The following is a 21,139-nucleotide window of genomic DNA, read 5'->3' on the forward strand; positions in this document are numbered from 1 at the left end:
AATATACGCTTCGGCGCGCGCCGTGGCATCCGTAAGGCTACCCAGATTCCCGCTGTTCCCCACCTATTTTTTGCTGCAGCCGGCTCATAAGCTCGGAGCGGTTGTGCGCACCCAGTTTGTCCAGCAGGGCCGAGACATGGTGTTCCACCGTGCGCGGCGAGCGCACCAGGCGGCGTGCGATGTCGGCATTGCTTTGGCCGGCCAGCAGCAGGTCGAGGATTTGCGCTTCGCGCCGCGTCAGGCCGTCGGGATGGCTGCGCGCGGCCTGGTAGGGCCCGCGCCGCAGCTTGGGCAAGTCGCTGCCGTTGCCAAGCTGGCTGGCCAGGCTGCGTGCGCGCGCGGCAGCCGGCCGGGCGCCCAGTTCCTCAAACATGGCCAGTGCGCGCAAGGCCGCAGGGGCGGCGCCCTCGCCCGCCACGGCCAGCAGCGCCAGCCCGGCTTCAAACGGCAGGCCCAGCGTGCGCCACTGGGCGCTGGCGGCAGCGCCGTCGCCGGCCAGTTCGGCGGCGATAGGAGGCGGCAGCGCAGCCGCATCCAGGTCCGGCTGCGCCAGGCCGGCGCGGTGCTGCCACAACGCGAGCTCGCCGCGGTCCCACAGGTTGACACCGGAGATGTCGTATTGCACCAGCGCGGCCAGGCTGGCGCGGCAGTCATCCAGGTCGCCCGCGATCCATGCGGTTTCAATCCGGCCCAGCGCCGCTTCCACCATGCGCTGCGGCTCGCCGGTGGCCAGGGCGCCCTGCCAGGCCTGCTCCAGGTGGCGCTGGCCCTCGGGCTTGCCGAGCCGGGCGCAGGTGCGCCCCAGCACAGTCAGCGCCGGCAGGCGCATGATCAGGGTCAGCTGCGGCAGTTGCAGCACGCCGCGGGCGATCGCTTCCGCCTTCGGCAGCCGGCCCTGGGCCATGCGCAATTGCGCCTGCCAGCCCACCAGGTAGTGGGTCCAGGCGTCCAGGTCATGCTCGGTGTCGAATGCAATGCCGTCGCTGACCACCCGTTCGGCCAGGGCAAAGCGCTTGGCGGTCACCGCGCATTCCGTGAGGTTGGTGAAGCAGCGGGCCGCATGCTCGTGGTAGCCATGCTTGAGCGCCAGCGCCAGGCTTTCTTCCAGCATGGCCTGGCCGGCCGGGTCGCCGCCGAACAGGCGCACGGTGCCGACATTGTTCAGTGCATGGATGCGGGTTTCGACGTCGCCCAGTTCGGCCGCCAGCGCCAGCGCACGCTGGCCCCACTCGATGGCGCCCTGCGGCCGGTCCTGCAGCATTTCGTGCTGCGAGCGCAGGCTGTAGGCCATGGCCAGTTCGCTGCTGTGCGGCAGTTGCTCCAGCGTGGCGATGGCTTCCATGCCGTAGCGCCCCGCCAGTTCGGCTTCGCCGCGGTACCAGTGCAGGCGCGACAGCCAGCGCAGGTTGAAGCCGACCTTGTCGCTGCGGCCCAGGCTGCCCCACAACTCAATTGCCTTGTGGCGCGCCCCGATCACGTCTTCATCGATGCGCACCAGGCCTGCTTCATATGACCATTCCTCATACAGCTGCGCCGCTTCCGGCGCCGGCGTGGCGGCGGAAACGAAGCGCAGCGCCGTCGCCAGGTGCGCGGCGGCCTGGCGGTGGGCGCCCAGCCGCGCCGCTTCGCGCGCGGCGCGCGGCGCCAGGCGCAGCACGCGGGTCGGGTCATGCGCGGCAGCGGCGTGGTGCACCAGGCGCGCCAGTTCGACCGGTCGCTGTGGCGGCGCATGGGCGATCAGCGCTTCGCAGACGCGGTCATGCAGTTCGCGCAGCCGGGCCGGCGCGATCTGGCTGGCCACCGCCAAGCGGGCCAGTTCGTGACGGAACATCAAATGGCCGGCGGCAGTCGTCACCAGCAAGCCGCGCGCCGCACAGCGGTCGCAAGTTTCCGCCACGTCTACACCGAGCACGCCGGCCAGCAGCCAGTCCTCGCATGGCACCGGGCTCACGCTCAGCACTTCCAGCAAGCCGCGCTCCGCACTATCCAGGCGCGCGACCCGGGTCCAGACCGCGTCGCGCACCGACAAGGGCAAGGTGCCGCTGGCATCGGCCGCGGCCAGCAATTCGGTGACAAAGAAAGGATTGCCGGAAGTGATGCGATACAGTTCATCTGCATCGCGTCCAGCGGCTGCAGCGAGTCGTGCCACCGCCTGCGGCGACAGCGCCGGCAGCGCGATACGCTGGGTGCTCGACGGCGGCAGGTCGCCAACCCAGCGCCAGAATGGATGGCCAGCCATCAGTTCGTCGCTGCGCACGCTGGCCAGCAGCAGCACGCGCATGGCAGCGACGCGCCTTGCCAGGTATTTGAGAAGGTCGAGCGTGGCCTGGTCGGCCCAGTGCACGTCTTCCACCACCAGCACCATGGTCATGGGGGCACCGGCCAGCCAGGCCAGCAGCCTGGGGAACAAGCGGTCGCTGCCGATCTCGCCGTCAAGCAAGCCGGCCAGGCCATCGCCCAGCAGCGGCGCCATATCGCGCAAGGGGCCCAGGGCGCGCGGTGTGAACAGGTCTTCACAGCCGCCTTGCAGGACCTGGTAGCCGGCGCCAAGGCCGGCCACGAACGCCTTGAGCAGGGTCGATTTGCCGATCCCCGCTTCGCCTATCACCAGCGCAGTGCCGCCCTGGCCCGCCGCAGCCTGCCTGGCCATTTCCCGCAAACCTTGCAACGGGACTTCACGCTCAATCAACATGGTCGACTTTCGGTCACACCTAAACATTTAAGCAAAGGCAGGCGTGATTGCAAGGCCGATATATCAGGCGCGCAGGCTTGAAGGCGGTGCCCGGCCAGCGCGCAAAGTATTTGGTAAAAATAGCAATGCAATCCTGATGATTATCGTAATTGCAATAATCTTGCCGGAACCGGATCATGGTGATGGAAATTGCTTGCCGCAGCGGCGGGCTGATAATCCAGTCGCGCCGCCCGGAATTTGGCGACTTCTGCCTGGCAGTATTTCACGAATCTTATCCAATCCATGTTACGCTCATTGCGTTCAAGCTGACCTTTCCCACGCCAACGCTGAAACACCAGGATATCCCGGGTGCAAAGGGCGTGCCGCCGCAAGGTGTGGATACCTGCACCATGACGCCAGCCGGCCAGTCTTTGCCATCGCTCACCATTACAGCTGTGAAGCTGCCAGCTGGTGCAACGATCGACAGGCCTCTCTGCAATGCACAGACTGCCAATGCCATGGAGATCGCCACCTGTACCGCGACGATCCGCGACACGTTCGTATCGCTGACCATGTTGGCGAAAAGTTCGCCGACTTCCACCATGAGGACCACGCTCGCCACCCAGGTTGAACGGCTCGCCAGCCAACAGGCCGTCCCTGGCCCGGCACGCGCTCCACGCTGATCATCGCGCTTGCATGCCAGCCCCTCAATTCAAGGAAGTGCCGCTGTGCTGGGTGCCTAGCGCCTACTTCACAATGGCGCTCACGTCCGTAACGCTTACCAGCTCGACGGCCATCATGTTCAAGAACCTTGGCCTCTAAAATGCCCAGGCGGCCGAATATGCCAGTCTATTGCTACTGATCTATACGATCAAACCGCTGTTCGCGCCGGTCGTTGAAATCTACCGCACCAAGAAGTTTTTTGTGCTGTGCACTCAGCTTGCCGTCGGCCTCGGTTTTATGGGCGCCGCGCTGCTCATGGCAGTGCCCGGTTTCATGGCTTCGCTGATGGTGCTGTTGCTGCTGGTTTCGTTCTTTGGCGCGACCCAGGATATCGCGTCGGATGGCGTGTATGTCACCGCCCTGGGCGCCCAAACCCAGGCGCTGTATTGTGGCGTTCAAAGCCTGAGCTGGAGCATCGGCCCGATCGTCGCCTCGGGCGGCCTGGTTTTCCTGAGCGGCTGGCTACATACGAACTACTTTCACCATGACCCTGCGGTGCCGGGGGTGGCGTGGGCCGAATCCTGGCGCATTATCTTCTTCATCGTCGGCGCCATTGCGCTGACAATGGCTGCCTGGCATTCGGTGGCGATGCCGGATGGCGCGCGTTCCGGAAATACCCGCATGTCGGTGCATGGGGCCCGGCACGCCCTGAGGGATTCGCTGGCAACGTTCTTTCGCAAGCGCGGCATCTGGGCCATGATTGCGTTCGCGCTCTTCTTCCGCTCCAGTATCGGGCTGCTTGAAATGATTGGCCCGCTGTTCATGGTTGATCCGGTGGCGCAAGGCGGCCTGGGACTGTCCAATGAATTATTGGGGATCATTTACGGGACTTACGGGCTGGGCGCATTCCTGCTGGGCTCCTTGTTGGGCGGCGCCCTGGTCACGCGGCGCGGCTTGCAGCCGTCCCTGCTTTTAATGCTTGCCGCCGCAGTCAATATTCCCGGCGTGACCTTCCTCCTGATGAGCATTTACCAGCCCGGAAGTTTGCTGGTCATCAGCGCCGGTGTCGTCACCGAGAAGTTCTTTTTTGGTTTCGGTTCGGTTGGCTACATGATCTACCTGATGCAGCAACTGGCACCGGGGGCATACCCGACCAGCCACTACGCCTTCGGTACGGCGCTGCTGGCCTTATGCATGATGTTGACCGGAATCGTGAGCGGTCATCTGCAGCAGATGATGGGCTACGTGAGCTACTTTGCCGTTGCCATGGCAGCCACGATTCCCTCGTTCCTGGTCACCTGGCGCGCTCCTTTTCACCACAACGGTACGGCCTCTCAGGAATAGCCATAGCCGCGCGCCATGGCAGCGGCGGCGATCGGCAACAGGGCGAAGATGTGAATCTCGGTCATCAGCGTCTTGCGGATGGCGCGGATTTCCACTTCTTCCGGCGCGAAGCCGGCATCGGCCGACTGCGCCTTGCGCCAGCGCAGGAAGGCGCGGGTCGGCTTGATCGACAGCAGGCCAACGATGGCAAACAGCACCACCTTGGTCCAGAACACGTGGTTATGGATGTAGAAGTCCGCGCCCTTGGCGCCGAAGAACACGCGTGAAAACCCGATCGCCACCAGCGCCAGAGACATGACGCCGAGCGCGATGTCGTATTTGGCCGCGAGCTGCACGGCCGGCGGCTGCATGCCCGGCCGCACCAGCACCAGCTGGGCCGTGATGGCCGCGGCGATGCCGAAGGCCAGCAGGTGATGCACGATCGCCAGCAGCAGGTCGGCCATCACCGCTCTCCTTAAGCGCGTTCCGACACCGCATCGACCACGCACAGCGCCGTCATGTTGACGATGCGGCGCACGGTGGCGGACGGGGTCAGGATGTGCACCGGCGCTGCGCAGCCCAGCAGGATCGGGCCGATCGCGATGCCATTGCCGGCGGTCTTGACCAGGTTGTAGGCGATGTTGGCAGCGTCGATGTTCGGCATCACCAGCAGGTTGGCGTCCTGCTTCAGGGTGGTGCTCGGCAGCAGCTTGTGGCGCAGCTTGGAATCGAGCGCGGTATCGCCGTGCATTTCGCCGTCGACCTCCAGGTCCGGCGCGCGCTGGCGCACCAGGTCCAGCGTGGCGCGCATCTTCTGCGCCGATTCGCTGTTGGAAGAGCCGAAGTTCGAATGCGACAGCAGGGCCGCGCGCGGCACCAGGCCGAAGCGCTTCATCTCTTCCGAGGCCATGATGGTGATGGCGGCCAGCTCGTTGGCGTTCGGATTTTCATTGACGTGGGTGTCCACCAGCGCCAGCTGGCGGTCCTGCAGCACCAGGATGTTCATCGCCGCGTAGACGCAGGCGCCCGGACGGCGGCCCAGCACCTGGTCGATGTATTGCAGGTGCAGCTGGGTGGTGCCGAAGGTGCCGCAGATCATGCCGTCGGCATCGCCCTTCTTGATCATCATGGCACCGATCAGGGAATGGCGGCGGCGCATTTCCAGCTTGGCGTATTCCTGCGTCACGCCCTTGCGCGCGGTCAGTTCATAGTAGGCCTGCCAGTATTCGCGGTAACGCTCGTCGAAGTCCGGGTTGATCACGTCGTAGTCGACGCCCTGCTTCAGGCGCAGGCCGAATTTCTGCACGCGCGCATCCAGCACGGCCGGACGGCCGACCAGGATTGGGCGCGCCAGTTTTTCGTCGACCACCACCTGCACTGCGCGCAGGATCCGTTCTTCCTCGCCTTCAGCGTAGACGATGCGCTTCATGTCCGCCGGCGTCTGCTTGGCCACCGCGAACACCGGCTTCATGAAGGTGCCGGAACGGTAGACGAATTGCTGCAGGCTGTCGGCGTAGGCTTCCAGGTCCTTGATGGGGCGGGTGGCCACACCGGAATCTTCGGCGGCTTTCGCCACGGCCGGTGCGATCTTGGTCAGCAGGCGCGGGTCGAACGGCATCGGGATCAGGTATTCCGGTCCGAAGGCCAGGTTGGCGATGCCATAGGTGGTGGCAACGATGTCCGACTGCTCGGCGTGGGCCAGGTCGGCAATCGCGTGCACCACGGCGATTTCCATTTCACGCGTGATGGTGCTGGCGCCGCTGTCGAGCGCGCCGCGGAAGATGTACGGGAAGCACAGCACGTTGTTGACCTGGTTCGGGTAGTCCGAACGGCCGGTGCAGATGATGGCGTCGCCGCGCACCGCTTTCACGTCTTCCGGCAGGATTTCCGGGTTCGGGTTGGCCAGGGCCAGGATCAGCGGGTTAGGCGCCATCTGCTTGACCATGTCCTGTTTCAGCACGCCGCCGGCGGACAGGCCGAGGAAGATGTCGGCGCCTTCAATGCAGTCGGCCAGGGTGCGGTGCGGGGTCTCGCGCGCGAAGCGTTCCTTGTCCGGGTCCATCAGTTCGGCGCGGCCCTTGTAGACCACGCCGGCCAGGTCGGTGACCAGGATGTTTTCAATCGGGAAGCCAAGGTCGACGATCAGGTCCAGGCAGGCCAGGGCTGCCGCGCCAGCGCCGGAAACCACCAGCTTGACGTTCTTGATGTCCTTGCCGATGTATTTCAGGCCGTTCAGGATGGCGGCGCCAACGATGATGGCGGTGCCGTGCTGGTCGTCGTGGAAGACCGGGATCTTCATCTTCTCGCGCAGCTTGCGCTCGATGTAGAAGCACTCGGGGGCCTTGATGTCTTCCAGGTTGATGCCGCCGAAGGTCGGCTCCAGCGAAGCGATGATGTCGACCAGCTTGTCCGGGTCTTGCTCGTTGATCTCGATGTCGAACACGTCGATGCCGGCGAACTTCTTGAACAGCACGCCCTTGCCTTCCATCACCGGCTTGGACGCCAGCGGGCCGATATTGCCCAGGCCCAGTACGGCGGTGCCGTTGGAGATCACGGCCACCAGATTGCCGCGCGCAGTGTACTTGTAGGAGTTGGCCGGGTCGATGACGATTTCTTCGCATGGCGCCGCCACGCCAGGGGAATAGGCCAGCGCCAGGTCGCGCTGGTTGGTCAGTTGCTTGGTGGGGGAAACGCTGATTTTGCCTGGCTTGGGGCACTCATGGTACTCAAGCGCTGCGGCGCGCAGTTGTTGACGAAGTTCTTCTTTCTTGTCAGATCCCGAATCCATGCTGTACTGCCCCTTCTGTCCTGTGTCCGAAAGCCTCCGATTCTAGCAGATAGAGTGGTTGCTCTAACGTAGGTATTTTTACCAATGCCGAATTTTCATCGGTTTCCATTGCCTTTCAATCAAGAATCATGCTCGGCGACGGGATTTTTCCGCCGAACAAGTTAATAAACTGTCGCCCAGGCGACAATGCTGACTTGCGGCACGAAACCATAAAATCTTGTTGCGCTAAATCGGATTTGCTTGGAATTTTCAGCGAAAGCAACTTTACATATAGCATTTTCCTGCATAGACTGGGTTTACTGGCACTTTACGGAAGGTAACTACCATGCGAAATGCAATCTGGCATTCCTGGTCCCGACTGTCCGGCGTCCTGTTCCCTGCGACTGCTGTCGCCCTTTTCTTCACCCCGCAAGATTCCGGTTATGTTGCTTTGCTTGCAATGGCGGCGCTCGCTTCGGGCGGCACCTGGGTTTACTTGCGCGATAAGCCAAATAAGGACGAAGCTGGGGTGCCCCGCTAAAATGGCGGGATGCTTTCCGAATTCGACCTGATCAAACAATACTTCGTGCGCCCCTTGCCGGGGCGCGCAGCCCTTGGCATCGGCGACGATTGCGCCCTGCTGGTCCCGTCGCCGGGGATGCAGACTGCCATTTCGTCCGACATGCTGGTCGAGGGCCGGCATTTCTTTGCCGGCGAAGATCCGCAGCGCCTTGGCCACAAGAGCCTGGCCGTCAACCTGTCCGACCTCGCCGCCATGGGTGCCCGCCCGGTGGCCTTCACCCTGGCCCTGGCTCTGCCGGCCGCCGAACGCGCCTGGCTGGAAGGGTTCTCGCGCGGCCTGTTCGCGCTGGCCGATGCGCATGGCTGTGAGCTGATCGGCGGCGACACCACCAAGGGTCCGCTGAATATCTGCATCACCGTGTTTGGCGAAGTAGCGCCCGGGCGTGCCCTGCGCCGCAGCGCCGCCCGCCCCGGCGACGATGTCTGGGTATCCGGCACCTTGGGCGACGCGCGCCTGGCCCTGGCCGGCCACCTCGGCGAATTGGCCTTGCCGGCCGAAGCGCTGGCAGCCGCCGGCACGCGCATGCATACCCCGACGCCGCGCGTGCCGCTGGGCGTGATGCTGGCCGAGCGCAGCCTGGCCCATGCTGCCATCGATATTTCGGACGGCCTGGTGGGCGACCTTGGCCACATCCTCGAGAAATCCCGCGTTGGCGCCACCTTGAATGCGGACGCGCTGCCGGCCGGCCCGGTACTGGCAACCCAGCCCCAGGCGCTGCGCCGCGCCTTCACTGCGGCCGGCGGCGACGATTACGAAATCTGCTTCACCGCGCCCGCCTCAAGGCGCGAAGCGATCCTCGCCACGGGCGCCGAATGCGGTACCCCGGTCACCCGCATCGGCCGCATCGACGACGCGGCAGGCTTGCGCTGGACCGATGCCGCCGGCGCGCCACTGGCAGTGGAACTGTCCAGCTTCGACCATTTTTCCGGGTAAGCGATGAGCTTTCGCGAACAATTCGAACGCCTCGACACCGAGGAACTACTGGGCTACTTGCGCCTCGACCTGGCGGAAGAGGCCAAGCGCCCTCTTTTGCAAATCCTGTCAGCGCGCGGCGTTTCGTCCGCCACCATTGAGGGAATATTGGCGAGCGAATTCGAACGCCTGCAAGAGCACCATGCGCTGCAGGAACGCCGCCTGGCCAGCGTGGGTGCCCGGCTGGCGGCATTCGCCATCGACCTTGGCGCGGCTGCGCTGGCGTCAGGCATTCTGGAGGCGCATCTTGAATCGCGCTTCGAGGGCGAACAGTTGCCTTACGCTGGGGTCTTGTTTTGCGGGTACATGTTGCTCAGGGACGCCATTCCCGGCCAGGGGCTGGGCAAACGCCTACTGGGCCTTCGTGCGGTGCGCATGCCGGGTGAGCGCCGCATGACGCTGCCAAGCTCCTTCATCCGCAACGTGACCTTGCTGCTGTTCCTTCCTGACGCGCTGAGCATCGCAGGCGAAAGCCGCAGGCGCCTCGGCGACAGGCTAGCAAGAACTATTGTGTTGCGGGCGGCAGCAATTGACGCAGGTACTCGCCCGGCGGCTTCCCCACCAGCGCAGTAAATTCCTTGATGAAATGAGCCTGGTCGTAGTAGCCCAGGCTTAGTGCGAGCTGCGCCAAGTCCGGCGCGGCCCCGGCCTGAAGTTGGGCCACGGCTCCGTGCATGCGATAGCGCTTGATCACCCATTTCGGCCCGACACCGACGTATTGCTGGAACAGGCGCTGCAAAGTGCGTTTGTTGATACCTGCCTGTTCCGCCAAGGCGTCCACCGTGAGCATGGCTGGATCGCCGGCAATGGCCGCTACCAGCGCCACTGCGCGGCCGGCGTCGGCATCGGCATGCGGCTGCCGGGCCAGCAGGAACCCTTCTGCGGCGGCGGCCATCGCGACCGGCGCAGTGGCGCCATGGCAGGCGCGCACCTGCCGCGCCAACTCATCACCATCCGCGCCGAACGCCTGCGCCAATGCGACGCGTTGGTCGGCAATTTCGGCCACCGCGCGGCCGAGGAAAGGCCGGAAGCCACCCGGCTTGAATTTGATCCCGAAGGCGAAACCCTGCCCAGCCAGCAGCTTGGTGTAGCGCGCGGTGTGGACGCCATACACGCCGTCGCTATCGTGCTCGATCACCAGGTGCACATTGGGATGCGGCAGCGTTTCCTGCTGCTGCGGCGGATGGTCCTGCATGTCCCAGCCGACGAACCAGTAATGTTCGACCAGCCCGGCCAATTGCGCGCACGGCGCCAGCCGTTCGTGGCGAAATGTACCCGTCTCAAAACGCGGCACGAGAATGCCGCGCGGCTCGCTATCGATTTGTCGCGTTTTTCCAATCATCAGGCGGAGCAGACTAACATAATGGCCGGCATGAAAACACTGATCCCATTACTATTCGCATTCGCCGCTGCGGCGGCCAACGCAGGAGACAAACCCATGCAAATCGAAGGCAGCTTCGACGTCAAACTCACCCCCCAGGCGCCGGCCGAAGGCCAGACCTGGGGCAGGCAATCCATCACCAAGACCTTCCACGGCGCGCTCGATGGCAGCAGCCGTGGCGAAATGCTGGCCGCCGGCACCGCCGTCAAGGGCTCCGCCGGCTACGTTGCACTGGAACAGGTCACGGCCACGCTGGAAGGGCGCAAAGGCAGCTTCTTCCTGCAACACTTTGGCCTGATGGACAAAGGTACGCCAACGCTGAACGTCAGCGTGATTCCCGACTCCGCGACCGGCGAGCTCACCGGCCTGCAAGGCACGATGACCATCGATATTACTGGCGGCCAGCACCGTTACACCTTCACCTACAGCCTCCCGCCGCGCTGAGCTGACTCAATAGGCGAGGTGATGTCATGAAGTGGTCATAACAGGTGGCTATTCTCCTGCCTGTCTCCACATTCATACCTTCTCTCCCGTGAATGTTTTCAGCCGCCCCCAAGGGCGGCATTTTTTTGGGTAAGTGCATGAAAGTCGGGGTCAGCTCCGGCAATCGGACATTTTTAATCAAATTTCAAGCTCGACAGTATTTGCTTCCGCAACCAGGACCCGCGTCTCCTCTGACGCATCGAAACGAGCCTACGTTCGCAGCCTGTTTGTCGGCAGCAGCACTTACCCTGAAAAAACAGGGGCCAATCCCGCCAAATGTCCGATTGCCGGAGCTGACCCCGACTTTCAATCCTCTAGCCGGTGAGTGCGGTGTGGTCTTCGCCGGGTTCGCCGGCGCGACGGCCGCTGCCGTGCATCAGCCAGTAGTGGTGGAAGGCCAGGCGGATGTTGTCGCGCAGCTGGGTGTCGTCCCACGGCTTGGTGTAGAAGCGGTAAATCGCGCCGCGGTTGATGGAATCGAGCACCGCTTCCAAGCCGGTGTAGCCGGACAGGATGATGCGGATGGTGTCCGGGTACATTTCCTTGACCTTGGCCAGGAATTCAGTTCCGCTCAGGATCGGCATGCGCTGGTCGCACACGATCACCTGCACCGGATACAGCGCCAGCAGGTCGAAGGCTTCGGCCGGCGAGACAGCGGTCAGGATGCGGTAGCCATCGCGGCGGAATAGCCGGTGCAGCGAGGACAGCACGTTGACGTCGTCATCCACCAGCAGCAGGGTTTGCGGCGGTTCGGCGGCGACATTGGGGTCGGGCGGCAGGCTCTTGCCCGATTCGGCCAGCGCGCCCATTTCAGGGGCTGCCAGGGGACGGCTGAAGAAGTAGCCCTGGATTTCGTCGCAGCGGTTGCGGCGCAGGTATTCGAGTTGCGGCCGCGTCTCCACGCCTTCCGCAATCACGCGCAGCTTGAGGCTGTGCGCCATGCTGATGATGGCCAGCGCGATCGCCGCGTCGTTGGGGTTGGTGGTGATGTCGCGCACGAAGGCGATATCGATCTTCAGCTTGTCGATCGGGAAGCGCTGCAAATAAGCCAGCGAGGAATAGCCGGTGCCGAAATCGTCGATCGCCACCTTGATGCCCAGTTCCTTGAGCGCCGTCAGCACCTGGATGGTGCGCTCGGCGTTCGACATCAGGGCCGTTTCCGTCAATTCCAGTTCCAGCAGCTCGGGCGGCACCTTGTGCCGTTCCAGCGCCTGCCGGACGTCGTTCTCCAGGTCGCCCTCGACGAACTGGCGGCTGGCCACGTTGACCGCAACATGCACGCCGCCTACCGGCGTGCGCAGCCAGGTGGCGATCTGGCGGCAGGCAGCGTCGATGATCCAGCTGCCTACCCGCACGATCAGGCCGGTGTCTTCCAGCACGCTGACGAATTCCGCCGGATAGACCAGGCCATAACCCGGCCGGTTCCAGCGCAGCAGCGCTTCGGCACCGCTGATGCGGCCCGTGGTCAGGTTGACCTTGGGCTGGTAATGCAATTCCAGCTCGTTGTTGTCCAGCGCGCGGCGCAGCGCCATTTCCAGGTCGAGGCGCGCCAGCACTTGCACGTTCATGCCGGCAGTGAAGAAGCGGTAGCCGTCGCCGCCGGCATCCTTGGCGCGCTCCATCGCGGTATTGGCGTACTTGACCAGCGTTTCCGGATCGTTGGCGTCGTCCGGGTACATGGCGATGCCGATGGACGCGGTCAGCGTGGCCTGGTGGTCGTCCAGCTCGAACGGTGAGCGCAGCGCTTCGCGCACTTCGTTCGCCACCAGCACGGCGTCCTGCTGGTCGCGGGTCATGGTCAGGATCAGCGCGAACTCGTCGCCGCCCAGGCGGCCTACGGTATCGCGCAGGCGCACGCATTGCACCAGGCGGTTGCTGAATTCGTGCAGCAGCTGGTCGCCCATGGCGGCGCCCATCGAGTCGTTGACCTTGCGGAAGCGGTCCAGGCCGATGAACAGCACCACGATGCGCCATTCCTTGTCCTGCGCCAGCTCGATCGATTCGCCCAGGGTCTGGAAGAACAGGGTGCGGTTCGGCAGGCCGGTCAGGCGGTCGTAGTGCGCCATATGGCGCAGGCGTTCTTCGGCCAGGCGGCGTTCGGTGATGTCGCGCGCCACGCAGATCAGGGTGCGGTGGGCCGACTCGCCTTCGCTTTGCAGCAGCCAGTAGACTTCAACCGGCACGGCGGCACCGTCGCTGCGCAGCAGCTCGATCTCGGTCAGCTCCGGCGCGCGGTGCGGGGCCGTCAGCGCCTGGCCGGCCCGCTCGGCCTGCGCCGACAGGGTTTCGTGGCTGCCCAAGCCAAGCCGGGCCGGTTCCAGCGACAGCAGTTGCGCGCGCGGGTGGCCCAGCATGCGGCATGCGCCTTCGTTGACGTCCACCAGGGCCAGCGTATTGGTGTCGATCAGGAAGATGGCGTCGGCAGTGGCGTCCATCGCGCTGCGAAAGCGCTGCAGGTCGGCGGTGCGGGCACGCACCGTCTGCTCCAGCACCTCGTTGTAGTCGCGCGCCTGCTGGTGCAGCAGCCGCACTTCCAGCATATTGGTGATGCGCGTGAGGACCTCGACCGGGTCGAAGGGCTTGCTGATGAAATCGCGCGCGCCGGCATCCAGGGCCGGCAGCTTCTGGTCCGGCTGCGCCGTCACCACCAGCACCGGCAGGTATTCCGGTTCCAGCGGTTTCAGCGCCTCCATCACGTCGAAACCGCTCATGCCTGGCATGTGCAGGTCGAGGATGATCAGGTCATAGCGGTGCTCTTCGTGCCAGGGCGCCACCACGCGCGGGTCGGTGGTGGAGCTGACGTTCACGTAGCCGCTGGTCTGCAGCAAGTATTCCAGCAGCTGCACGTTGACCGGCTGGTCGTCCACTATCAGGACTTTGGCGTTCAGGATATCGTCGCGGCTGATCACTTGGACGTACTCCCTTCTTCCTCCCTGCGAACCAGGAAGGCCATGGTGCTGTTGATCGCTTCCGTGAACTCGTCGATGTTGATCGGCTTGATCAGGTAGCGGAAGAAACCGGCCGCCAGGCCTTTTTCAACGTCGCGCGGCATGGCATTGGCGGTCAGGGCGATGACGGGGATATGCGCGGTGCGGGGATCGGTGGACAGCAGCTTGACCGCATCGATGCCATTCAGGCCCGGCAGGTTGATGTCCATCAGGATGATGTCCGGCTGGTGGGCGCGGGCCAACTCGATGCCAAGGTGGCCGTCCGGCGCGGAAATCAGTTTCAGGTCGGGGCGGAAGCTGATGATTTCTTCCACCAGCTTGAGGTTGGCCGGATTGTCTTCCACGTACAGGATGGTGGCCGGCTCGCCCTGCGCATGGCGGTGCGGCTGTGCCGGACGTTCGGCATTCTGGTCGATGCGCGACGGCGTCGGCTCGGTCGATTCCAGCTCGATCCAGAACATGCTGCCCACGCCCTGGCTGCTGGTAACGCCGATGGTACCGCCCATCAGCTCCACCAGGCGCTTGGTGACCACCAGGCCGATGCCGGTGCCCTCCTCGGCCCCGCTCTCCTGGCCCAGGCGGTTGAAGGGCTGGAATAGCTGCTTGACCTGCTCTGGCCGCAGGCCCATGCCGGTATCCTGCACCGAGACCCGCACCAGCTTAGGCCCGCTCGGGCTGCAATCGACCACCACGGCGCCGCCGTCTCGGTTGTACTTGATGGCGTTGGACAGCAGGTTAAGCAGGATCTGCTTGAGGCGCGTGCGGTCGGCCGTCACATTGGCCACGCAGCCATCCGGGAACAGCAGGCGGATGCCGCGCGCACTGGCCAGCGGCGCCACCATGCCCTCGCATTCGTGCAGGATTTCGTTAAGCGCCACCGGCTCCAGCGACAGCGCCACCGCGCCCGACTCGATCTTGGCCAGGTCGAGGATTTCGTTGATCAGGGTGAGCAGGTGGCGGCCGGACTTCAGGATATGGTTGGCGAATTCGCGCTTTTGCACCAGTGTTGACGGCAGTTTTTCCGAGGTCAGGATTTGCGCGAAGCCGAGAATGGCGTTCAGCGGCGTGCGCAGCTCGTGGCTCATGGAGGAGAGGAAGGCCGACTTGGCCTGGTTGGCGCTCTTTGCCTCCTGCATGGCCATCGCCAGTTCGCTATTGGCCTGCTCGAGCTGCAGCGTGCGTTCGTGCACGCGCTGCTCCAGCTCTTCGTTCAGGCGCATGACTTCCTGCTGCGCCTTGCTGCGCTGTTCCGCCTCGCGCGCGATTTCGCTGCTGGAAGTTTCCAGCTCGCGCGTGCGGCTTTCGATCTCGCTCAGCATCTTGTTGAAGGAGTCGGCCAGTTCGGCCACCTCGTCGTTGCTGGTGCCCGGCGCGCGGCGCGAGTAGTCGCCGGTCGCCATCACTTCGCGCGCCACATCGGCAATCGCCAGCACCGGCTGCGTGACGACCTTGTTCAGGGGCCGCATCAACAGGTAGGCAATGCCCATCGCCAGGAAGGTGGCGATGATGGCGATCATCACGTAGTCGCCAAAACGGCCCATCAGTTCGTAGTCCGCCTGCAGGTAGACCGTGCCCAGCAGCTCGCCGTTATCGCGAATGCGCCGGAACAGCATCATCTTGCCATCTTCGAACGCCACGCCTTCAGCCTGCGGTGCAGCCGGCACGCTGATGTCGACGCCTGGCGCCACATAGGTGGCGAACAACTGCCCGCGTGCATTGTAGATGGCGCCTGCGTTGACTTTGGGCCGCAGCCGCAGCAAGGCCAGGTTTTCCTTGGCCAGGCGGGGGTCGTCGAACGTCAGTGCCGGCGCGCTCATATGACCAAGCAGTTCGGCCTGCGTGGTCATGTCGGAACTCAGGGATTGGTGGTAGGCGCGCAAGTCATACGCAATGATGGTGCCAAGCGACACCAGCAGGGCCACCAGCGTGACCAGCATGACCACGCCAAGCAGCTTTTGCGGCAGGGAGCGGCGGCGCGCCATCATCCCGCCACCTGCTGTACACGCAGGGCGGCCGACAGCATGCGCGCACTGATTTTCAGGCGCGCCACAGCCGCATGTTTCAGGGAGACTTCAAAGCGCAGCCTTTCGTCGGCGATGACGAAGTTGATCATGCCGCCCATGCCGAAAGTTTCATCGCCATCGGTGACCGTCAGCACGGGCTGGCCGCGGCTGGCCGCCAGCAGGTCCTGCGCCAGCCCCTTGTCCTGCGCGGGGATGAACAGGATGTGGATGCCGGCCAGGCTGTCGCCGCGCTTGACGCGCTTGACCTGCAGCGCGCGGCCATTGGCGGTGTGGCCGGCCACGGTTTGCTCCAGTTGCTCGGCCAGCGAATCGGCGCCGGCCACGCCGATCACGATTGGCGCGTCCGGGCGGGCGAAACTGCCCTCCGGCCATTCAACGAAACCGGCGAACTTGTACAGGTAGGCGGCCTTGACCTGGCGCTCCAGGCTGGAGCTCGATTGGGCATGGGCGAGCAGGGGCCACAGCGCAACCAACAGCAGCGCCACCCAGAATACGGGACGTCTTCCTTGGAGAGTCCTCACCACCGTGCCTCGCGAACAGAGGATTTGGGGCATTCTATCGCTGAGTACCCGGCAGCGGCGCAATTATTGGTTTATCGCACCACAAAAGCCTTCCCCGGCTTGCAAGTTAGTCGTGACGCCACATTATTGCGGTGCAGCGTGGTCAATCTGCACAGCAGCGCGCTAGAATGGGCTCAAATGCTTTTGTTTGCTAAAGGAGCCACAAGTGAGTACAGACATCAACGAACTGGCCGCCCAGGTGGGCAAGGCCCTGCAAGACAAAGGCTTGCTGTTGGCAACCGCGGAATCGTGCACCGGCGGTGGCATCTCGACGGCGATCACGGAAATTGCCGGCTCCACCGGCTGGTTCGATTGCGGCTTCGTTTGCTATTCGAACGCCTCCAAGACCGAGATGCTGGAAGTGCCAGCGGCCATGATGGCGCAATTCGGTTCTGTCAGTGAAGAAGTGGCGGCCGCCATGGCGCAGGGCGCGCTCGGCTCCAGCAACGCCCATGTGGCGGTATCGGTCACCGGTATCGCCGGTCCGACCGGCGCTGTGCCGGGCAAGCCGGTTGGCACCGTCTGTTTTGGCTGGGCCAACGCGGACACCGTGCATACCGAACGCCTGGTGTTCTCCGGCGACCGCCAGTCGGTGCGCGCGCAAACCATCGAGCATTCGCTGAAAGGCTTGCTGCGCTTTATTAATTGAGTTTGATTAGGCGAGCAGGCCGCTGCGGCGCTCCGCCGCAGCGGGTTCAAACAGGGTCAGGCCGCCGATGGCGCGGCTGATCGCTACGTACAGGTAGCGCCGTTCCTCGGCGTATTCATCCCCATTGCGGGTGGCGCGCGGGAACTGGCCCTCTTCCATATACGGCAGCAGCACCTGCTGCCATTCCCTTCCCTTTGCCGACTGCACGGTGGCCAGCGCCAGCGCTTTGCCGGCGCCGCCGCGTGCCGCCGGCTTGCCGCGCGTTGCCACCTGGCGGCGCCGCAGTTCTTCGAGGAAGGCCGGCGCCTTGGCATCGCCCTGGCGCCGGGCGAAATCCATGAAGGCGCGCAGGGTGCGCAGCACCGAGTCGGCGTGGGCGCGCTTGACGAAGGTGCGGCGGGTGGCGGCCGGCAGGTCCAGGCCGGTGCTGGCCAGTTCCAGCAATTGCGCGGCGCTGGCCGTTGCGGCCTGCGCCTTCATCTGCGCCAGCACGTCGGCCAGGCGCTGCTTCCAGCGCCGGGTGGCCCCGTTGTCGTAATGCTGCTCGGCGCACAGCAGGCCGCTGAACATGAATTCCAGGGTTTCCGGGTCGCGTACCACGGCGTCTTTCTGCTGTTGGTAGGCGTCTCCGGAACCGTACATGGCGTGGCTGGACTCGTAGTCGCGGCGGTCGCCCGATACGGAGAAATAGGTTTGCAGGCCGTCGACCATCAGTTCGCAGCTTTCCTTGTCCGCTTTCAACGTGCTGTAGTCGCCGCTGGCGACGTGCAGCAGGGCGCGCAAGGCCATGATTTCCGGGCGCTTGAGGTAGGAGGCGAAACCGTCGCAGTTGTAGGGCAGTCCGGCGTCCAGCAACGCGTTTTCGATTTCCACGCTCTGGTCGACTTCGCGCAGGATGATGGCCAGGCCGGGACCGAGCGCCAGCTCCTTCGCCTTGGCGACAACGGCGCCGGCGCAGGCCTGCGGGTCGGCATGGTCGTATTCGACGTGGCGCACTTCGGAATAGGTATCCGGGTGCGATTCGAAACCGCATTTCGGCACCGCGCGTTCCAGCAGCTTTTTCAGCGACACGCCGCAGCGGCGCGACTGCGACAACGGCAGCCGCTCCGCATTGGGGAAGGCCAGCTCGAAACCGCCGCCCGAAAAGCGAGGGTCGGCGCCGCGTTCAGCATTGATCACCTGGTGCCGGTCGCCCACCACCACCAGCCGCGCGTTGCGGCGGAACAGTTGCAGCAATTCGAATTCGGCTGCGTTCACGTCGTGCCACTCGTCGACCAGCAGCAGGTTGGCCTGCGGCATGTCGTGCACCGCTTCCGGAAAACGGCGCAGGATGGAAACCAGGTCGGTGGCGTAATCGACCGGCGCCTGCCACAGGATATGGCCGGCCTGCGGCTGGCGGCGGCGCTCGAACTCATGGAAGATTTCCACGATCTCGCGGTCTTCCAACTGGAATTCATTGCACAATTCGTCGAAGGTGAAATCGTCGAAGACTTCATCCTCGAAGCGCAGCGTGGCCAGGGTGGCCTTCATCTGCGCCAGCAACTGCAGCATCATTTCCACGCGCTGGGTGCTGCGTTCGAAGTCGAAGTCGAATTCCGTGTAGCGGCCTTCGTGGCGCTGCCAGATCGTATTGGCGGCTGCCACCAGCATCGGGCGCATCTGCTCCAGGCTGGACCAGCGCTCCGGCAGGTCGAGCCAGTTGCCGTGTTCCGCGATACGGGTAAGCTGCGACCGCGCCAGCGCTTCCACCGTCAGCACCTGTACTTTGCGGTCAGGACATTCCTGCGCCAGCTTTTCGTAGAAGCGCTGGCGCGCCCCTTCCGAGAAGCACAGGCCCAGCACGACACCCGGTTCCTGTGCCGCCAGCATGGACAGCGTGGTAGTCTTGCCTGTCCCGGCGCGCGCCTCGATCATCAAGGTCTGGGCGCGGGACTTCAGGATCGCTTCCTGCTCGCTGGATGGTGAAACTCGCATGCCTGTTCAAATGGTGCCAATGAAAACACGCATTCTACCTTGGCTGGCCGCCGCAGCCGCCCTCGCCGCCCCGGCCGTGGGGCATGCGGCGCCACCGCTGACGGTGTACGCCGCCGGCGACATCGCCGATTGCCGCTACAATCGCGCCGCCGACTCCGGCGCCGCCGGAACCGCCGCCCTCATCGACAAAGGCGACCCGCAGGCCCTGATCCTCTCCCTGGGCGACCATACCTACCCAAGTGGCGCGGCCGCCGAATTCAAGGACTGTTACGCCCCCACCTGGGGCCAGTTCAAGGCGCGCACCCGCCCCACGCCCGGCAACCACGAATACACCAGCGGCAAGGCTACCGGCTATTTCGAGTACTTCGGCGAACTGGCCGGCCCGCCCGGCCGCGGTTATTACAGTTTCGACAAGGGCGGCTGGCATTTCATCTCCCTGAACAGCGACCTGAAAACCGCCGACCACCAGCGCCAGCTCCTGTGGCTCAAAGACGACCTGGCTGCCAGCAAGGCGCGCTGCACCTTGGCCTATTGGCACGCGCCCATGTATAGTTCTGGCGGGCACACCCCGACCAGCAAGATGCAGGACATCTGGCGCGCACTGCACGCAGCCGGCGTCGAGCTGGTCCTGTCCGGGCATGACCACGACTACGAGCGCCTGGCGCCGATGGATGCCGACGCGCAGCCCGATGCCGCGCGCGGCGTGCGCCAGTTCGTGGTCGGCACCGGCGGCGCCATGCTGACACCCTTCCTGTGGCTGAATGAGCAAAGCGAAGCGCGTTCCAACTGGCGTACCGGTGTGCTGAAACTGGTTTTGAAGGAAAACAGCTACGAATGGGAGTTCCTGCCGGTCCCACCGAAAACGGCGCCGGAGCCCCCGCAGCAGGAGGCCCGTGACAGCGGCACGGCCAACTGTCACTGATAACAGGAGCATCAATGCAAAACACGGTTCACTTCGTCCTGCAGGGCAAGGGCGGTATCGGCAAGACGTATGTATCGACCATCCTCGCGCAATGGCTGCAGGCCAAGAGCGAGACCCCGCTGCGCTGCTACGACACCGACCAGGAAAACACCACCTTCTCGCGCTACAAGGCGCTGGACGTGAAGCATGTGCCCGTGATGACCGAATCGCGCACCATCGATCCCAAGCGCTTCGACGCGCTGATGATCGACATCCTGGAAACGGACGGCAACTGCGTGATCGACAATGGCGCCAACACCTTCTCGCCGCTGATGGCCTACCTGATTGAGAACGACTGCTTCAACCTGCTGGAGGAATCGGGGCGCAAGGTGTACATCCACACCATCGTGGGCGGCGGCGACACGCTGCACGACACGGCGATGGGCTTCGTGACGACAGCCAAGTCGACCCAGGTGCCGCTGGTGCTGTGGGAGAACGAGCATTTCGGCCTGTTGCAATCGGCGTCCGGCAAGTCCTTCCTCGAATCGCAGACCTACGCCGACAACTCGCAGCGCGTGCGCGGCCGCATCGTGCTGAGCGCGCGCAACGCCGACACCTTCGGTGCCGACGTCAAGAAGATGAATACGGGCCGCCTGACGGTGGACGAAGTGAAGGCCAGCGACAAATTCAATGTGATGGAAAAGCAGCGCATCAAGGTCGTCTTCCGCGACCTGTTCGAACAACTCGACCTGGTGGACTGGTAATGGCCCTCGATCCGCAGAAACTGCGCCTGCATGTGTTTGAAAAGACCGGCATCAAGGTCGATGTCGACGACCCGATCTTCGCCCTGGTGGCCCTGAACGAAGCGGTGCTAGAAGAAGTGGTCGAACGCCACCTGGCGCGGCTCGATGGCGCCCACGCGCCGGCGACGGCCACGCCAGGTGCCGCCTACGTGCCCCCACCAGGCGCCCGCCCCATCCCCACCTCGCACGAACCGTTTTCGCGCCGCGAACTGCGCCTGCTGGCAGCCGCCGCCGGCGTAGCTGTCCTGACCGCCGCCCTGGTGCTGATCGGCCAAGCCCTCTTCAGCAAGCCCGCCGGCATCCCGCCCGCCAAGCTCGAGCGCGCCCTGCAGACCCTCGACGCCAAGACCCGCGCCGCCTTCGAAGCCGAACTCTCGAAATAAAAGTCGGGGTCAGCTCCGGCAATCGGACAAAAATTTCACATGTGAAATTTTTGT

General features: G+C 64.2%; 18 protein-coding genes. 10 read left to right on the plus strand and 8 right to left on the minus strand.

Annotated elements, in window-relative coordinates; genetic code table 11:
• Positions 1–37 precede the first annotated feature (37 nt).
• On the minus strand, positions 38–2,692 hold the full coding sequence (locus ASD58_RS10235) for an AAA family ATPase (RefSeq protein WP_057260993.1): 2,655 nt from the start codon (positions 2,690–2,692) through the stop codon (positions 38–40).
• Between the two features lie 176 nt (positions 2,693–2,868).
• Between ASD58_RS10235 and ASD58_RS10240 the strand changes: the two genes are divergently transcribed.
• From ASD58_RS10240 to ASD58_RS10245, 3 genes are read left to right on the plus strand one after another with little or no spacing between them, the layout of a single operon-like run.
• Positions 2,869–3,354, plus strand: coding sequence for a hypothetical protein (locus ASD58_RS10240; protein WP_057260994.1), 486 nt, complete (start codon positions 2,869–2,871; stop codon positions 3,352–3,354).
• Positions 3,355–3,367: 13 nt separating this feature from the next.
• Positions 3,368–3,493, plus strand: coding sequence for a hypothetical protein (locus tag ASD58_RS32535; RefSeq protein WP_255357325.1), 126 nt, complete (start codon positions 3,368–3,370; stop codon positions 3,491–3,493).
• A gap of 30 nt (positions 3,494–3,523) precedes the next feature.
• The gene (locus ASD58_RS10245) at positions 3,524–4,678 is read left to right on the plus strand and encodes an MFS transporter (RefSeq protein WP_229209948.1); all 1,155 of its coding nucleotides are present in this window, start codon (positions 3,524–3,526) and stop codon (positions 4,676–4,678) included.
• Here ASD58_RS10245 and ASD58_RS10250 read toward each other — a convergent pair.
• Both ASD58_RS10250 and ASD58_RS10255 read right to left on the minus strand, forming a co-directional pair.
• A complete protein-coding gene (locus tag ASD58_RS10250; protein ID WP_057260995.1) occupies positions 4,669–5,121 on the minus strand; it encodes a DUF2214 family protein in 453 nt (150 codons plus the stop codon). The genes ASD58_RS10245 and ASD58_RS10250 overlap by 10 nt on opposite strands.
• 11 nt (positions 5,122–5,132) lie before the next feature.
• On the minus strand, positions 5,133–7,445 hold the full coding sequence (locus ASD58_RS10255; RefSeq protein WP_057260996.1) for an NADP-dependent malic enzyme: 2,313 nt from the start codon (positions 7,443–7,445) through the stop codon (positions 5,133–5,135).
• Positions 7,446–7,974: 529 nt separating this feature from the next.
• On the opposite strand from ASD58_RS10255, the gene thiL reads away from it, so the two are divergent.
• Both thiL and ASD58_RS10270 read left to right on the plus strand, forming a co-directional pair.
• Positions 7,975–8,940: a thiamine-phosphate kinase gene (gene thiL, locus ASD58_RS10265; protein ID WP_057260998.1), complete on the plus strand. Its 966-nt coding sequence runs from the start codon at positions 7,975–7,977 to the stop codon at positions 8,938–8,940.
• A gap of 3 nt (positions 8,941–8,943) precedes the next feature.
• Entirely contained in the window at positions 8,944–9,552 is a 609-nt protein-coding gene (locus tag ASD58_RS10270; RefSeq protein WP_057260999.1) for an RDD family protein, read from the plus strand.
• Here ASD58_RS10270 and ASD58_RS10275 read toward each other — a convergent pair.
• Complete coding sequence (locus ASD58_RS10275) at positions 9,485–10,321, minus strand: AraC family transcriptional regulator (protein WP_082565336.1); 837 nt, start codon at positions 10,319–10,321, stop codon at positions 9,485–9,487. The two genes, ASD58_RS10270 and ASD58_RS10275, sit on opposite strands and share 68 nt — an antisense overlap.
• A 96-nt stretch (positions 10,322–10,417) precedes the next feature.
• On the opposite strand from ASD58_RS10275, the gene ASD58_RS10280 reads away from it, so the two are divergent.
• Positions 10,418–10,804, plus strand: a complete 387-nt coding sequence (locus tag ASD58_RS10280) for a DUF3224 domain-containing protein (RefSeq protein WP_057261055.1) — start codon at positions 10,418–10,420, stop codon at positions 10,802–10,804.
• Between the two features lie 353 nt (positions 10,805–11,157).
• Here the strand turns inward: ASD58_RS10280 and ASD58_RS10285 are convergent, their stop codons facing one another.
• The 3 genes from ASD58_RS10285 to ASD58_RS10295 are packed head-to-tail and all read right to left on the minus strand — an operon-like array spanning position 11,158 to position 16,336.
• On the minus strand, positions 11,158–13,752 hold the full coding sequence (locus tag ASD58_RS10285) for an EAL domain-containing protein (RefSeq protein WP_057261001.1): 2,595 nt from the start codon (positions 13,750–13,752) through the stop codon (positions 11,158–11,160).
• The gene (locus tag ASD58_RS10290; protein ID WP_307177289.1) at positions 13,749–15,776 is read right to left on the minus strand and encodes an ATP-binding protein; all 2,028 of its coding nucleotides are present in this window, start codon (positions 15,774–15,776) and stop codon (positions 13,749–13,751) included. The genes ASD58_RS10285 and ASD58_RS10290 overlap by 4 nt, the downstream gene beginning before the upstream one ends.
• A complete protein-coding gene (locus ASD58_RS10295; protein ID WP_162253003.1) occupies positions 15,773–16,336 on the minus strand; it encodes a YfiR family protein in 564 nt (187 codons plus the stop codon). The genes ASD58_RS10290 and ASD58_RS10295 overlap by 4 nt, the downstream gene beginning before the upstream one ends.
• 205 nt (positions 16,337–16,541) lie before the next feature.
• Between ASD58_RS10295 and ASD58_RS10300 the strand changes: the two genes are divergently transcribed.
• Positions 16,542–17,024 carry a CinA family protein gene (locus ASD58_RS10300; protein WP_057261004.1) on the plus strand — a complete coding sequence of 161 codons (483 nt, stop codon included), beginning with the start codon at positions 16,542–16,544 and terminating at the stop codon, positions 17,022–17,024.
• A gap of 6 nt (positions 17,025–17,030) precedes the next feature.
• Here the strand turns inward: ASD58_RS10300 and ASD58_RS10305 are convergent, their stop codons facing one another.
• Entirely contained in the window at positions 17,031–18,998 is a 1,968-nt protein-coding gene (locus ASD58_RS10305) for a UvrD-helicase domain-containing protein (RefSeq protein WP_057261005.1), read from the minus strand.
• 19 nt (positions 18,999–19,017) lie between these two features.
• Here ASD58_RS10305 and ASD58_RS10310 point away from each other — a divergent pair, with 19 nt between their 5' ends.
• Genes ASD58_RS10310 through ASD58_RS10320 form a run of 3 tightly spaced genes read left to right on the plus strand, consistent with a single transcriptional unit; the run spans position 19,018 to position 21,085 of the window.
• On the plus strand, positions 19,018–19,920 hold the full coding sequence (locus ASD58_RS10310) for a metallophosphoesterase (protein ID WP_229209949.1): 903 nt from the start codon (positions 19,018–19,020) through the stop codon (positions 19,918–19,920).
• Positions 19,921–19,934: 14 nt separating this feature from the next.
• Positions 19,935–20,663 (plus strand): hypothetical protein, encoded by a 729-nt coding sequence (locus ASD58_RS10315; RefSeq protein ID WP_057261007.1) that lies wholly within the window; start codon positions 19,935–19,937, stop codon positions 20,661–20,663.
• Positions 20,663–21,085 carry a hypothetical protein gene (locus tag ASD58_RS10320; RefSeq protein WP_057261008.1) on the plus strand — a complete coding sequence of 141 codons (423 nt, stop codon included), beginning with the start codon at positions 20,663–20,665 and terminating at the stop codon, positions 21,083–21,085. Before ASD58_RS10315 ends, ASD58_RS10320 begins: the two co-directional genes overlap by 1 nt.
• Positions 21,086–21,139: the final 54 nt, after the last annotated feature.

Source organism: Duganella sp. Root1480D1 (genome assembly GCF_001427305.1).
Lineage (GTDB): Bacteria > Pseudomonadota > Gammaproteobacteria > Burkholderiales > Burkholderiaceae_D > Rugamonas.

Coding starts and splice junctions, on each gene's coding strand:
- ASD58_RS10315 (WP_057261007.1), top strand. CDS start 19,935: ATGCAAAACACGGTTCACTTCGTCCTGCAGGGCAAGGGCGGTATCGGC.
- ASD58_RS10250 (WP_057260995.1), bottom strand. CDS start 5,121: ATGGCCGACCTGCTGCTGGCGATCGTGCATCACCTGCTGGCCTTCGGC.
- ASD58_RS10275 (WP_082565336.1), bottom strand. CDS start 10,321: ATGATTGGAAAAACGCGACAAATCGATAGCGAGCCGCGCGGCATTCTC.
- ASD58_RS10235 (WP_057260993.1), bottom strand. CDS start 2,692: ATGTTGATTGAGCGTGAAGTCCCGTTGCAAGGTTTGCGGGAAATGGCC.
- ASD58_RS10240 (WP_057260994.1), top strand. CDS start 2,869: ATGGTGATGGAAATTGCTTGCCGCAGCGGCGGGCTGATAATCCAGTCG.
- ASD58_RS10280 (WP_057261055.1), top strand. CDS start 10,418: ATGCAAATCGAAGGCAGCTTCGACGTCAAACTCACCCCCCAGGCGCCG.
- ASD58_RS10290 (WP_307177289.1), bottom strand. CDS start 15,776: ATGATGGCGCGCCGCCGCTCCCTGCCGCAAAAGCTGCTTGGCGTGGTC.
- ASD58_RS10255 (WP_057260996.1), bottom strand. CDS start 7,445: ATGGATTCGGGATCTGACAAGAAAGAAGAACTTCGTCAACAACTGCGC.
- ASD58_RS10270 (WP_057260999.1), top strand. CDS start 8,944: ATGAGCTTTCGCGAACAATTCGAACGCCTCGACACCGAGGAACTACTG.
- ASD58_RS32535 (WP_255357325.1), top strand. CDS start 3,368: ATGCCAGCCCCTCAATTCAAGGAAGTGCCGCTGTGCTGGGTGCCTAGC.
- ASD58_RS10320 (WP_057261008.1), top strand. CDS start 20,663: ATGGCCCTCGATCCGCAGAAACTGCGCCTGCATGTGTTTGAAAAGACC.
- thiL (WP_057260998.1), top strand. CDS start 7,975: ATGCTTTCCGAATTCGACCTGATCAAACAATACTTCGTGCGCCCCTTG.
- ASD58_RS10310 (WP_229209949.1), top strand. CDS start 19,018: ATGAAAACACGCATTCTACCTTGGCTGGCCGCCGCAGCCGCCCTCGCC.
- ASD58_RS10305 (WP_057261005.1), bottom strand. CDS start 18,998: ATGCGAGTTTCACCATCCAGCGAGCAGGAAGCGATCCTGAAGTCCCGC.